The organism is Marinifilum flexuosum (assembly GCF_003610555.1).
Lineage (GTDB): Bacteria > Bacteroidota > Bacteroidia > Bacteroidales > Marinifilaceae > Marinifilum > Marinifilum flexuosum.
In genome coordinates this window covers 311,469-325,951 of sequence record NZ_RAPQ01000012.1, presented here as the reverse complement: position 1 = coordinate 325,951, position 14,483 = coordinate 311,469, and the positions used below count along the sequence as shown (strand labels likewise).

At 35.1% G+C, this 14,483-nt stretch carries 12 protein-coding genes; all 12 read left to right on the top strand.

What is annotated here, in order from left to right:
* Positions 1 to 191 precede the first annotated feature (191 nt).
* The 12 genes from BXY64_RS19555 (at position 192) to BXY64_RS19500 (ending at position 14,425) form a co-directional block, all read left to right on the top strand.
* Complete coding sequence (locus BXY64_RS19555) at positions 192 to 1,205, top strand: dihydroorotate dehydrogenase-like protein (protein WP_120241644.1); 1,014 nt, start codon at positions 192 to 194, stop codon at positions 1,203 to 1,205.
* Between the two features lie 334 nt (positions 1,206 to 1,539).
* Complete coding sequence (gene ppdK, locus BXY64_RS19550; RefSeq protein ID WP_120241643.1) at positions 1,540 to 4,254, top strand: pyruvate, phosphate dikinase; 2,715 nt, start codon at positions 1,540 to 1,542, stop codon at positions 4,252 to 4,254.
* Between the two features lie 272 nt (positions 4,255 to 4,526).
* Positions 4,527 to 4,646, top strand: a complete 120-nt coding sequence (locus BXY64_RS21765; protein WP_120241642.1) for a putative PEP-binding protein — start codon at positions 4,527 to 4,529, stop codon at positions 4,644 to 4,646.
* A gap of 424 nt (positions 4,647 to 5,070) precedes the next feature.
* Positions 5,071 to 5,619 (top strand): PepSY-associated TM helix domain-containing protein, encoded by a 549-nt coding sequence (locus BXY64_RS19540; RefSeq protein ID WP_120241641.1) that lies wholly within the window; start codon positions 5,071 to 5,073, stop codon positions 5,617 to 5,619.
* A 511-nt stretch (positions 5,620 to 6,130) separates the two neighbouring features.
* Complete coding sequence (locus BXY64_RS19535; protein ID WP_120241640.1) at positions 6,131 to 6,439, top strand: hypothetical protein; 309 nt, start codon at positions 6,131 to 6,133, stop codon at positions 6,437 to 6,439.
* A gap of 160 nt (positions 6,440 to 6,599) precedes the next feature.
* Positions 6,600 to 6,893: a hypothetical protein gene (locus BXY64_RS19530; protein ID WP_120241639.1), complete on the top strand. Its 294-nt coding sequence runs from the start codon at positions 6,600 to 6,602 to the stop codon at positions 6,891 to 6,893.
* Positions 6,894 to 6,991: 98 nt separating this feature from the next.
* Entirely contained in the window at positions 6,992 to 7,414 is a 423-nt protein-coding gene (gene ruvX / locus BXY64_RS19525) for a Holliday junction resolvase RuvX (RefSeq protein ID WP_120241638.1), read from the top strand.
* 30 nt (positions 7,415 to 7,444) lie between these two features.
* Complete coding sequence (gene def / locus BXY64_RS19520) at positions 7,445 to 7,999, top strand: peptide deformylase (protein ID WP_120241637.1); 555 nt, start codon at positions 7,445 to 7,447, stop codon at positions 7,997 to 7,999.
* A gap of 175 nt (positions 8,000 to 8,174) precedes the next feature.
* Entirely contained in the window at positions 8,175 to 9,194 is a 1,020-nt protein-coding gene (locus tag BXY64_RS19515; RefSeq protein ID WP_120241636.1) for a DUF6588 family protein, read from the top strand.
* Positions 9,195 to 9,311: 117 nt separating this feature from the next.
* On the top strand, positions 9,312 to 11,384 hold the full coding sequence (locus tag BXY64_RS19510) for a ComEC/Rec2 family competence protein (RefSeq protein WP_120241635.1): 2,073 nt from the start codon (positions 9,312 to 9,314) through the stop codon (positions 11,382 to 11,384).
* Between the two features lie 177 nt (positions 11,385 to 11,561).
* Positions 11,562 to 12,902 (top strand): Trk system potassium transporter TrkA, encoded by a 1,341-nt coding sequence (trkA, locus tag BXY64_RS19505; RefSeq protein ID WP_120241634.1) that lies wholly within the window; start codon positions 11,562 to 11,564, stop codon positions 12,900 to 12,902.
* A gap of 137 nt (positions 12,903 to 13,039) precedes the next feature.
* The gene (locus BXY64_RS19500; RefSeq protein WP_211334556.1) at positions 13,040 to 14,425 is read left to right on the top strand and encodes a TrkH family potassium uptake protein; all 1,386 of its coding nucleotides are present in this window, start codon (positions 13,040 to 13,042) and stop codon (positions 14,423 to 14,425) included.
* Positions 14,426 to 14,483: the final 58 nt, after the last annotated feature.

Genomic DNA, 14,483 nt, shown 5'->3' with positions numbered 1-14,483 from the left:
TAAGTTGGTGGATCTTACCATTCTGCCTTTCTTTATTTTAAAAAAAATATAAGACTTGTATGTCTTATATTCAAAGGGGAGTGTGTGATTTATTGTGATATTCAGGTTGTTGAAAATGAAAATAGAGTTGAAATTTTCAAGTTCATTTCTTATATTTATTTATACCCAATAAATTTTTAATCCAAAATCATATGGCAAATTTAAACGTTGAATTCATGGGGTTAAATTTAAAAAATCCCATTATAGTAGGGGCTTGTACCCTTTCAGCTACCGTTGAGGGAGCTAAAGATCTTGAAGAGGCAGGAGCAGCTGCCATTGTGTATAAATCTCTATTTGAAGAGCAGATTATTATGGAACGTGCACAGCTTTCTGATGAGTTGGATGAATACGCACATCGTAATGCTGAGATGACTTCACTGTTTCCAGCATTGGAACATGCGGGTCCTAAAGCCCATTTGCTTAAGCTAAAAGAGGTTAAAGAGAATGTAAATATTCCAGTAATTGCAAGTTTGAATTGTTTGTACGATGTTACTTGGTTCGAGTATGCTAAAGAATTGGAAGATGTAGGAGTGGATGCATTAGAGCTAAACTTTTACCAGATGCCAATTGATGGTGAGAAAACTGCAGAGCAAATGGAAGAGGAAAAAGTTAAAATTGTAAAGACTTTAAAAGAAAGACTTTCTATTCCATTTTCAATTAAATTGAGTCCATACTATACCAATATCTTAAATTTTGTTCAGAGATTAGATAAAGCTGGTGCTTCAGCTTTCATTTTATTCAATCGTCTTTTCCAACCAGAAATTGATGTTGAAACAGAAGCTCATGTTACAAATTTTAATCTAAGTAATCCAGGTGATTTTAAATTAGGCTTAAGATATGTTGGTCTTACTCATGGTAAAGTTATGGGAGATTTGTGTGGAGCCAATGGTATTTATGGATCTACAGATGTACTGCAAATGCTTTTAAGTGGAGCAAAAACAGTTCAAATGGTTAGCTCTTTGTATAAAAATACTCCAGTAGTTATTGAAAAGGTATTATATGAACTTGAAGAATGGATGGATAAGAAAGGATACAAGTCTGTTGATGAATTTAGAGGCAAATTATCTGATAAAGAATTAAAAGCTTCAGATGTTTATTACAGAGCTCAATATCTTGATTTTCTTTTGCATCCTGAAGAAGTTATTAATAAAAATTTGATGAGATAAAATACTGATTGTTTAAACATAAAAGCCTGCCCATTGGCAGGCTTTTTTTGTGAAATATAAGTGTTAAAAATAGATGTTTAATTTTTCGCAAACGTTTGAAAAAGAAAAGTGTACGTGCATAAAAAAAAACTATAGAAAAGCATCCGAAATGACGCAATTATATTTTTAAAATTAAAAAAAGAAAACTACTTTTGTGTGCGTATTTTCGCATGACAAAAATCATGCTTAATCCCTTTAAATTTATTGTTTTAAATAAATAGAAGCTAATAATATAATTGTTGTTAAGGATCCTGTTGTTTGGGACTTTAACGTTTAAAACTAAAAAGCGATAATTATGAGTACTAAGTACGTTTATACTTTTGGTGACGGTAAGGCCGAAGGTAAAGCAGATATGAAAAATCTGCTTGGAGGAAAAGGTGCTAACCTTGCAGAAATGAACCTAATCGGTGTTCCTGTGCCAGCAGGTTTCACTATCACTACTGAAGTTTGTACTGAATACAACAAGCAAGGAAAAGATGCTGTTGTAGAAATGATTAAAGGTCAGGTTGAGGCTGCTGTTATTGAAACAGAAAAAGCAATGAACGCTAAATTTGATTCTAACGATGGTTCTTTCCCATTGTTGTTATCTGTTCGTTCTGGTGCTCGTGTTTCTATGCCAGGTATGATGAATACTGTTTTGAACCTTGGTATGAATGATGAGACAGTAAAAGTTATTGCTGAAAAATCAGGAAACGAAAAATTTGCTTACGATTCATATCGTCGTTTCATCCAGATGTACGGTGACGTAGTAATGGGTGTTGAAGCTGAAGAAGGTGAGCACTGTCCATTCGAGCAAGTTTTAGATAAAGTAAAAGAAGCTAATGGTTACGCTTCTGATGCTGATATGACTGTTGAAGATTTGAAAGCAGTTGTTGAAGACTTTAAAGCTGTAGTTAGAGCTAAGGCTGGAAAAGATTTCCCAACTAATCCATGGGATCAGCTTTGGGGATCTGTTTGCGCTGTATTCGATTCATGGAATACTGAAAGAGCAATTCTTTACCGTCGTATGGAGAACATTCCAGAGGAGTGGGGAACCGCTGTAAACGTTCAGGCTATGGTATATGGTAACATGGGTGAAACTTCTGCTACAGGTGTATGTTTCTCTCGTGATGCTGCTACTGGTGAAGATTTATTCAATGGTGAGTACTTGATCAACGCACAGGGTGAAGACGTTGTTGCTGGTGTTCGTACTCCACTTGAAATTACTACTATTGGTTCTAAGCGTTGGGCTGAGCGTAACGGTACTTCTGAAGCTGACCGTGCTGCTAACTTTGCTTCATTAGAAGAAGCTATGCCTGAGCTTTACAAAGAACTAGATGCTGTTCAGCAAAAATTAGAGGATCACTATAAAGATATGCAGGATATGGAGTTCACCATTCAGGATGGTAAACTTTGGATGTTGCAGACTCGTAACGGTAAGCGTACTGCTGCTGCTATGGTTAAGATTGCTGTTGATATGATGGAGCAAGGTTACTTCGATGCGAAGACTGCTTTATTACGTCAGGAGCCAAACAAATTAGATGAGTTATTGCACCCAGTATTCGATACTGCTGCTCTTGCTGCTGCAAAAGAACTTTCTAAAGGTCTTCCTGCATCTCCAGGTGCTGCTACAGGTCAGATCGTATTCTCTGCTGAGGATGCTGAAGCTTGGGCTGAAGATGGAAAGAAAGTAATCTTGGTACGTCGTGAGACTTCTCCAGAAGACTTGAAAGGTATGAACGCTGCTGTTGGTATCTTAACTGAGCGTGGTGGTATGACTTCTCACGCAGCTGTAGTAGCTCGTGGTATGGGTAAATGTTGTATCTCTTCTGCTGCTGGTCTTGTTGTTTCTGGTAAAGTAATGACAATTAACGGAGTTGAGTACAAAGAAGGTGATTTCATCTCATTGAACGGTTCTACTGGTGTTGTTTACGAAGGTGAAGTAGCTACTATCACTCCTTCATTGGATGGTGATTTCGGTAAGATCATGGATCTTGCAGAAGCTAACACTCGTATGTATGTTAGAACTAATGCTGATACTCCAGCAGATGCTCAAACAGCTCGTAACTTCGGTGCTAAAGGTATCGGTCTTACTCGTACTGAGCACATGTTCTTCGAAGGAGATCGTATCTGGAAGATGCGTGAGATGATTCTTGCTGAAGATGTTGAAGGTCGTAAAGAAGCATTAGCTAAATTATTACCTATCCAGCGTGAAGACTTCTACGGAATTTTGAAGGCTATGGACGGTTTCGGAGTAACTATTCGTTTACTAGATCCACCATTGCACGAGTTTACTCCAAATGATGATGCTTCTCAGAAAGAAATGGCTGAAATTACTGGTATCGATGTAAAAGTGATTAAAGAAAAAGTTGAATCTCTTCACGAATTCAACCCAATGTTAGGTCACAGAGGTTGTCGTCTAGGTAATACTTACCCAGAGATCACTGAAATGCAGGCTCGCGCTATTATCGAAGCTGCTTGTGATTTGAAGAAAGAAGGTCTTGATCCAAAACCAGAAATCATGGTTCCATTGATCGGTACTATCAAAGAGTTGAAAATGCAGGAAGAAATCATCCGCTCAACTGCTAAGGTAGTATTCGAAGAAAAAGGAGTTGAAGTTGACTACATGGTTGGTACTATGATTGAGATTCCTCGTGCTGCATTAACTGCTAACGAAATTGCAGAAGTAGCTGAATTCTTCTCATTCGGTACTAATGACCTTACTCAGATGGCATTCGGTTACTCACGTGACGATGCTGGTAAATTCTTACCAATCTACATCGAGAAAGGTATCTTGAAGCAAGATCCATTCCAGGCTCTTGATCAGTCAGGTGTTGGTCAATTAGTTGAAATGGGTGCTAACAAAGGTCGTGCAACTCGTTCTGATCTTAAATTAGGTATCTGTGGTGAGCACGGTGGTGAGCCATCATCAGTTGAGTTCTGTCACAGAACAGGATTGGATTACGTTTCATGTTCTCCTTTCCGTGTGCCAATCGCACGCTTAGCTGCTGCTCAAGCAAACTTGAGATAATCTGATAGAAATATCGATTTAATATATAGAAGGCTGCCTCTTTTGAGGTGGCCTTTTTTAATGTATTACTTCGTCTGTAATTACTTTCGAACGGGAGCTGTCAATCCGACGCGATTCGAGTCACACAGTTGATTCGGAGAACCGAACAGTATCGGATTGACTTGATTCTTTTGTTTACTTTTCTCATCAAAGGAGAAAAGTAAAAGCCAAACGGCTTGAGTGGTAAAATGAAATTTATGACAGACAGTAGGTATCTGTGGTGAGCGCAATCATTGTTGGGTGAGCCATCATCAGTTGAGTTCTGTCACAGAACAGGATTGGATTACGTTTCATGTTCTCCTTTCCGTGTGCCTATCGCACGCTTAGCTGCTGCTCAAGCAAACTTGAGATAATCTGATAGAAATATCGATTTATATATAGAAGGGTGCCTCTTTTGAGGTGGCCTTTTACTTTTTTATTCATATTAATATTATCTACAGATTTAAAGAGTATCCGCACTCAGCATCTCAAAGTGCATACAGTTGTTGTCTCAAAGTGCATACAGTTGTTGTCTCAAAGTGTATGCAGTTGTTGTCTCAAAGTGTATGCAGTTGTCGATTCAAAGTTTGGTTGAATGTATTTCGCAGTGTTCAAATGGAAGTTTGAAATCCAGTCTGGCAAAGCTGACTTAATCGAATTGTAAATCGATTATAATTAGAAAACCAACTAGTAATGAACCCAATTTCTAAATTAAAAAATCACTAAAAGATATGATTTAGAATAGAGTACTTTTTTATTTCTTTGTAATCTGTAAAATTTAAAGAAAGATACTATAATATGAACTGGAATCTGAAATTTAGAAACTGGCACAGAGATTTCTCTTACTTTTATGCCGGACTATTAATGGCATTTTCAATTTCTGGAATTGCATTAAATCATCGTCATTCCTGGGATCCGCGTGACTATGTATACGATGCCGTGGATGTGAAATTTGATTTGCCCAAAGATAAAAACGCTATTTCGGATGAGTTTTTTCAAAAAGCTCTAAAAACTCAAGGCATTGAGTTAAAATTGAATGGAACAGCATGGAGAAGAGGTGGATATAATCTCTATTTCGACAATGCTTATGCTTATATTAATCCATTTACCGGCGAAGGTCAGATTGAAAGTTTCCGTACACGTCCAATCTTAGGACAAATGGTCGATTTACACAAATCGGCAAGTGATGCTTGGGTTTGGTATTCCGATATTTTTGCCATATGTGTATTGCTGATATGTATCACAGGCTTGGTGATTACAAAAGGAAGAAATGGCTTTAAGAATAGAGGTTGGAAATTGGCACTGCTTGGAGTGTTGATACCATCAGTTTTGTGGTTTTTCTTATAATCTAAGCTATAGAAAATCACATAGGCTGTCCACATTGAGGCAGCCTTTCTAATATCATTTTAGGGGGGTCCCTTTCAGGTCGGGCTTTTCGTTTCAACTCCTCGTTCAAAACTCTCTTTCTACGATTCTACACTAAACACATGTTCTTGCCAATTCATAAACTTTATAAGTGTTTTTAGCTACACTGTGGGGTTTCCTCTTCAATCCCTAACCCAATCCCACCTAACAATGAATTGATGCTACCACCATGTATATGTATTCTATCACCATAAGAATGTATTATACTACCTTAGTGATGCAATATATCGCCATATAAAAGTAATGTGAAACTATTTAGAGGTGATTAAAAGTCGTAAAAGTAGAATCAAATACCATATAATCTAAATATATTATCTTATAATGGTTAAAAGTTGTATATGTATTCAAAAAAATACTACAATAGAGTAATGTACAAGTATAAAAGTTCAGGAATGTTCTTTAAAGAACGAATTATTATTCCTTACATTTAAATATGACTTCGAATAAAAACATCCCAATCAACGAGCTGATATTATCCGAAATGAAAAAGCAGGAAATAAGCATATCAGCAATGGCCAAAAAACTTGATCTAAGTTTAAATGCTACCTACAATACATTCAAAAAATCCAGTATCCAAACAGATCGCTTGGCTCAAATCAGCGAGATTCTTCAAGTTAACTTTTTTAAGATATTAGGCAATCATCTTACAGTCCAGAACCCTATCGATCCTAAAATTGAAGAACTAACTACAGAAAATGAGACCTTGAAAGAGGTAATTCGCCTTTTGGGAGGCAATAAATAATATTTATAGCTATAGGTATTTAAAAGAAGAATACTATTGCTTATCTGTTCATTTGGGAATAATTTTTATAAAAAACAGGTCTATATACAAGTAGTTTAAGTTATTATTCTTACTTTCAAATTCAGGAGCAATCCTGATTTTTTGTTTAAAAGAAAGTAATATGGCAATTCAGATAGGACGTTTTTCATTTCGTGGACCTTTTTCAAATTTGGATGAGATTAAAAATCGTCCTGGTTTATATATAATTCACAAGAACGAAGTTGATATTATTCCTATACTTATAAGTGAAACTCCACTTTTAAATGGAACCATTACTGAAGAAATTCGGAAGAAAGGATTAATTCTTGGAAATAATTGTTTTGTTTCTGTGTACAATACATTTTGTGCTCTGCAGTTAGATAGAGTTGAAATGGTACAGGAATTAAATGATATCTTCCAATTAGAGAGTAAATAAGCCTATCCTTTAATAATACCACCAAATCTTGTCGAACAGATAAAATTCTGAATGGATTTTATATCTTTGCAATTCAAAATTATTATAAATAATATCTGTTGGCACGAATTTTAGCAATTGATTACGGAAGAAAAAGAGTTGGTTTGGCAGTAACCGATCCTATGCAAATAATAGCAAATGGATTAGATACTGTGCCTGCCAAGGATTTGCTTGACTATTTGGAAAAATACATGACAAATGAAGAGGTAGAGCTTTTCGTTGTTGGTTATCCGAAACAGTTGAATAACGAGGATAGTGAATCGATGAAATACCTGAAGCCGTTTTTAGGAAAATTGAAGAAGAAGTTTCCTGATATTCCTGTTGAAATGGTTGATGAACGATTTACTTCAAAAATAGCTTTTCAAACTATGATTGATGGAGGTTTAAAAAAGAAACAACGTCAGGATAAAGCTATGATTGATAAGGTGAGTGCCACAATAATTTTACAATCGTACATGGAAACCAAACGAAACATGTTTTAGATTGTTTGTAGCGTAAATAAGATTATAAAAATGATATTACCGATTACGATTTATGGTCATCCTGTTTTAAGAAAGGTTGCCAAAGATATTGACAAGGATTATCCTGATTTGGAAAAATTTAAAGCAGATATGTGGCAAACCATGTACTTTGCTGATGGTGTAGGTCTTGCAGCTCCACAAGTAGGACGATCGATTAGAATGTTTGTGATTGATTGTTCAACCTTTGCTGAAGAAGAACCAGAATTGGAAGGTTTTAAAAAGATGTTCATCAATGCGAAAATAACCGAACGTACCGGTGAAGAATGGGCCATGTCAGAAGGATGTTTGAGTGTTCCTGGCTTAAATGAGGATGTGAAGCGTCCGGAATCCATTAAAATTGAATACTATGATGAAAATTGGGAATTTCATGAAGAAGAGTATTCAGGCTATGCTGCCAGGGTAATTCAACATGAATATGATCACCTGGAAGGAATCATGTTTACCGATCATTGTGCTCCAATTAAGAAGCGACTTTTAAGAGGAAAACTTGCTGGAATATCGAAAGGAAAGTTTAAGGCAAAATATAAATTTACACTTCCAAGATAAATTATCACCCTACCAATTCGGTAGGGTTTTTTAATGCTCATTCGGCTTAATTGATAGACTTAGATCTGTTCTTATGAACAGACAAACTGTGATGTTATTAATAATATTTAAACAATTTTTGCATTGTTCCGTATTAGCAGGTATTGTTTAAACCACTAATTAAAATCTATATACTATGAAAAAATTGATTCTACTACTTATTTTATTTGCACCATTTCTGGGCAAATCGCAGGATATCGAACAGTTTCTGTTAGCAGGAACCGAGGATGCTTCGAAGTTGACCGAAAAATACGTAAATCCAGTATCTAAAGGCTTTATGTATGGATTAAATAACGGTTGGTATTCAACAGCCAGAACTCACAAAAAGCTTGGGTTCGACATTACTTTGGTTGCTAATTTGGCGCAGGTGCCAAGCTCTGATGAGGTGTTTCAATTTGTAGAAAGTGATTATTCAAACATCACTTTGGTAAGTGGATCTTCAGAAATTCAAACTCTGATGGGAGGAGAAAACAATACAACTCTTGCAGCTAGAATTGAAACCGATATGGGAGATTTTAAGTTGACAAATTTTACCATGCCAGATGGTATTGGTGATGATCTACCAATGAATGCAGTTCCATCTGCAACACTGCAAGTTGGTATTGGTATTCCAGGAATTAATTCTGATTTAAAAGTAAGATACTTACCTAAAGTAGGATCTTCTGATTTGGAAGTTGGAATGTTTGGTATTGGTCTTCAGAAAAGTTTATCAAAAATATTGAAGATTGATAAAACTCCAGTTGATATTTCAGCTTTGATTGCATACACACAATTAACAGCAGAGTATGATATTCAGGAAGATTCTGGATTAAATGGTTCGGGGCAAATGATGGAATTCAAAACCAATGCATATACATTTCAGGCCATTGCATCGGTAAATTTAAAATTGATAGAATTTTACGGTGCTGTAGGTTATAATACTGCTAAAATGGATGTGGACATCAAAGGTTCTTACGATTTAGAATATACTTTGGAAGGTACAGGTGCAACTATAAAGGAAACTGTTGTAGATCCAGTATCGGTTGATTTTGATGCAAGCGGTGTTCGTGCAACTCTAGGTACCAGATTAAATCTAGGCTTCTTTAAGATATTTGGTGATTATACCATTCAGGAATACAATACAATTACCGGAGGTATTGCATTTAGCTTTAGATAAAGAAGATTAATGTGCGTAAGCACTCTGTATAATAGTTAGATAAGTCCTTGTTTTTAGCAAGGACTTTTTTTTTAGAGTAGGAATTCTTAAATTCAATTAAGCATAAAATGTGTAAACATGGATTTACGGGAACTACTACGACAATATCCTTTTCTTCGAGTTCTATTTTTTCTGATAGTTGGGATTTTTGCAGCGGAACTGTTTGAGATCTCCAATAAGTTGACTCTTATTCTGCTTTTCTTTGGTTTAGCTTTAATGCTATTCTTTGTATTGATTCCCAAATTGAAGAAGTCATATAAAATGCGACCTGCGTTTGGTTTAATAGTGGTAATCTTATTTACAAGCTTAGGAGTTTTTAGAACTCAAGTTGTTCAGGAAAGTATGTTTTTGAGTGAAGTAGACTCATGTGAAGCTTACCAGTTGAAATTAATTGAAAATCCCGTTGAAAAGGCTAATACATTTTCGTGTGTTGCAAAAATTACTGGATCTGTAAATAAGAATCTGATTACCGAAGAAACTGCTAATATCATTTTATACTTTAAAAAGGAGAGCTTAGTAAATCAATTGAATGTTGGTGATCAATTAATAATCAACTCTAATGTAGAGCGTGTTAAAAATGCAGGAAATCCTAATGAATTTAATTATTCGGGTTATTTAAAAACTCGTCATATCTTATATTCTTCCTATGTAAATAGCACAAATTGGATTAAGCTTCCCATTGATCATCAAATGAGCATCCGTGTATTAGCTTGGAAATGGCGAGATCAGCTTTTGCAAATATATCGCGATAACGGAATTACAAATGAAAGTTTCGATATTTTAGCAGCTCTTACCTTGGGGTATAAAACAAGCCTTGATCCTGAATTAAGAAAGGCTTGGGCCGATGCCGGAGCAATGCATGTTTTAGCGGTATCAGGATTGCACGTAGGAATCATTTATTTGGTTATGAGTTATCTCCTAAGTTTCTTTTTAAAAATTAAATATGGACGATGGATTCGCAGTGTACTTCTCTTAATCATTCTCTGGATGTATGCTTTAATAACAGGGTTATCACCTTCAGTTATGAGGGCCGCGTGCATGTTCAGTTTTATTGTTGTTGGCGAGGCAATGAGACGTAAAGGTGGAGTTTTTAATTCGCTTGCTGCTTCGGCCTTTTTTCTATTGCTCTATAATCCTTACTTGATTTTCACTGTTGGATTTCAATTCTCATACTTAGCAGTTGCAGGAATTGTATTCTTACAACCCAAATTTGACAAATTGCTTTTTATTCGAAACACTATTTTGAATAAGCTGTGGCAACTAACAACTGTTGCATTAGCGGCACAAATAGCTACTTTCCCATTAACAATTTTCTATTTTAATCAGTTTCCTTCCTATTTTCTATTGTCAGGTTATGTGGTAATCTTAATGGCGGGTATATTAATTTACCTATCTGCTCTGTTGCTAATGTTGTCTCAGGTCGAAATACTTTCAAACATATTGGGTTGGATACTTCAACACCTAATTAAAATATTAAATCAAATTATTGTTTGGATACAGGAATTGCCAGGAGCCGTTATTCATTCTCTTAGTTTTTCTTCATTTCAAGTTGTGTTGTTATATGCTTTAATCATTTGTCTGATTTTTATTGTGATTTTACGGAGAAAAATGGCAGTATATAGTCTAATGATTTTGCTTATCTCTTTTCAGATTCCAGAACTTTTAAAACATATTCAATCAAAAAAACAGGAGTTGATCATTTTTAATGCAGGAAGGAATGCTCTAATTGGATTTAGGAATGGAAATCAGGTAAGTTATTTGTGTGATAAAGGTATGAGAATGTCAAAACAAAAATTCTTGGCTAATAATTATCAAATTCATAATCATCTTTATGAACTCAAAACAGATACCATAAAAGAAGTAGACTTTAGAGAATTTGCAGGTAGTAAATTATTAATCATTCAAAAGAATAATGATTTTTCTTTTGAACTATTAAATCGCCTTGACCCAGATATTATCCTAATGAGAAAATCAGCATTGAAAAACGCAGAATTTTTAACAAAAAATCAGATAAATTCTACAATAGTTATTGATGGATCTGTATATAAAAATGATTTACAACGATTGCACAATGCTAATGTTGATAGTGTGTGTAATTTATTTGTTATAAAGGATAGAGGAGCTTTTGTTGTTGATTTGTCTTCGGATTAATTGTATTAGTGTATAAAAATATAGTATTCAATTAATGCCTTTGATTTTAGATTCTGATTTGGTAATTTAGAGAGCTTGGCTTTTTAATTTTTTTTAACGATTTATTATCGAAATTGCTCGATATTGTGTTAATTTGCCTCGAATTTTTCCAAAAATATTAGTTAACGGAATAAAGATATGAAGATTGTTATTGCCGGTGCAGGAGCTGTTGGAACTCATTTGGCGAAGATGTTGAGTCATCAGGATCATGATATAATTTTATTGGATCAGGATGAAGAAAAATTGAAAGAAGTTGATTCTCATCTGGATTTATTGACCATTGTGGGATCTAGTTCTTCTTTGAAGGATTTGAAAGAGGCAAGTGTTAAGAAGGCAGATTTATTTATTGCGGTAACGCAATCCGAAACTACCAATATTACCTCTACCATTCTTGCCAAGAAATTAGGAGCAATAAAAACAATTGCACGTATTGATAATCAAGAGTATTTAATTCCTGAAAACAAAGAATACCTTCAAAGCTTAGGGATTGATGAATTGATTTATCCCGAAAAGCTAGCTGCAAAAGAGGTGATAAGTTATTTGTCTCGCTCAGGTACCCGTCAGATGTATGAATTCTCAGGCGGAAAACTTCTGTTATACGGAATCAAGATCAGCAGTAAGTCTATTATAATGGATAAAACCATGGCCGAAGTGGCTGAAATGACCAGTGATGTTGATTTTCGTGCTGTAGCAATTAAGCGTGAGGATATGACTATTATTCCAAGAGGTCACAATCGATTCTCGAGAGGAGATTTGGTCTTTGTTGTGAGTAAGCCTGAAAGTATCGAAAAAGTGATGCTTTTGGCCGGAAAACAAAAGTACGAAATAAAGAATGCCATGATTCTTGGTGGAAGTCGAATTGGACAAAAGACTGCCATGGAATTGGGCCGAAAAATGAATCTGAAACTTCTGGAAATTGACAAGGAAAAAAGCTTAAAATTAGCAGATAGTTTGCAAGATGCTTTGGTGATAAATGGGGATGGTCGAGATAAGGAATTGCTAAAAGAAGAAGGAATTCATAAAATGGATGCCTTTGTTGCAGTAACAGGAAATTCGGAAACCAATATTCTCGCTTGTTTGCTTGCGAAGAAAATGGGTGTTCGCAGAACCATTGCTGAAGTTGAAAATATTGATTATATTGATCTTGCCGATAATATTGGTGTAGGAACCATGATTAACAAAAAACTTCTTGCTGCAAGTTATATTTATCGTTTTACCATGGATGCTGATGTTCAGCATTGTAAATGGCTTACCGTTTCTGAAGCTGAGGTGATGGAGCTTACCGCTAAAAAAGGATCAAAAATCACCAAAGCTGCATTAAAAGATTTAGATTTTCCAGATGATGCCAATATTGGAGGAATCATACGCGATGATGATAGTATTATTGCAACTGGGGATACTCAAATCATGGCTGATGACAAAGTGGTTGTATTTACTTTACCTTCAGCCATCAAAAAAGTGGAGAAATTTTTTAAATAAGATATTAAAAGAGCTTGTAAAAGCTCTTTTTTCGTTAATAACTCATCTCCTTTTAGAGTTGGGTTTTTCTTGGTGCTATGAATTTGAAGTACGTTTTTCATTTAATGTCAGTGTTAGCTCTTATCGAATCAATATTTATGATTCTTTGTGTACTGATATCGTTTTTCTATTGTGAAGGTGATTTAGGATGTTTCTTAAAGTCAGCGTTTATTACATTAGTAGTTGGAGGAATTCTTTTTCTAATAACGAAAAACCATAGACCAGAAATGCACAAGCGAGAAGCTTTTCTTGTGGTAAGTTTGGTTTGGGTATTTTTCTCGATATTTGGAGCATTACCATATTGGATTGGATCATACGTTCCTTCGTATACCAATGCTTTTTTTGAAACGATATCTGGCTTTACCACTACAGGAGCATCAGTAATTACTGATATTGAATCATTGCCACACGGTATTTTATTTTGGAGATCACTTACCCACCTTTTAGGAGGAATGGGAATTTTGGTTTTAACCGTGGCTATTTTACCAATTTTTGGATTTGGGGGAATGGCCATGTTTAATGCAGAAGCGGCTGGAGTTACAGTTGATAAGCTACACCCAAGAATTAAAGAAACTGCCAAAAGATTGTGGGGAATTTACATGCTATTAATCGCATTGGAAATCATCTTCTTGATGTTGGGAGATATGGGATTTTTTGATGCAGTTTGTCATTCTTTTGGGACTTTAGCATCTGGGGGCTTTTCTACTAAGAATGATAGTATTATGGGGTATTCGCCATACATTCAATATGTAATTATCTTTTTTATGTTTTTGGCTGGGGTAAATTTTACCCTTCATTATTTTGCGATTAAAGGAAACCTGAAAAAGTTTATTCAAAATCAGGAATTTAAATTTTATTTGGGATTAATTCTTCTGATAACCGCAATAATTACTTTAACTCTAATACTTAAAAACCATGCTCCTTTTGAACATTCGTTTCGTGATGCACTTTTTCAGGTTGTATCAGTAATTACCAGCACAGGTTTCGTTAGTGCCGATTATACAGCTTGGCCTTCCTATCTGTGGATGCTTATTTTTGGTTTAATGTTTACAGGAGCTTGTGTCGGTTCAACATCAGGAGGAGTTAAAATTCTTCGTCATTTGCTATTGTTTAAAAATAGCATTTTGGAGTTTAAAAGGATGATTCATCCCTCAGCGGTGATACCGGTTCGTTATAATAAAGAGGCAATTGGAAAAGATGTCATATTTAAGATACAAGCTTTTGTAGTATTGTATTTTGCTATATTTTTTGCGAGTACCATTGTGTTGGCTTTTTTAGGATTGGACTTCATATCATCTATGGGAGCTGTGGCAACTACAATGGGAGGAATTGGTCCGGGCCTAGGAAAAGTTGGACCAGTTGACAACTTTGCAATGCTACCTGATGCAGCAAAATGGGTACTTTCATTTTTAATGTTGCTAGGACGTTTAGAGTTATTTACCTTATTAATTATATTTGTACCTGCTTTTTGGAAGAATCAATAAGTAAATTTTTATAACAAGTAATAGTCATTTATCTTTGACTAAAATCTCAACCTAAATT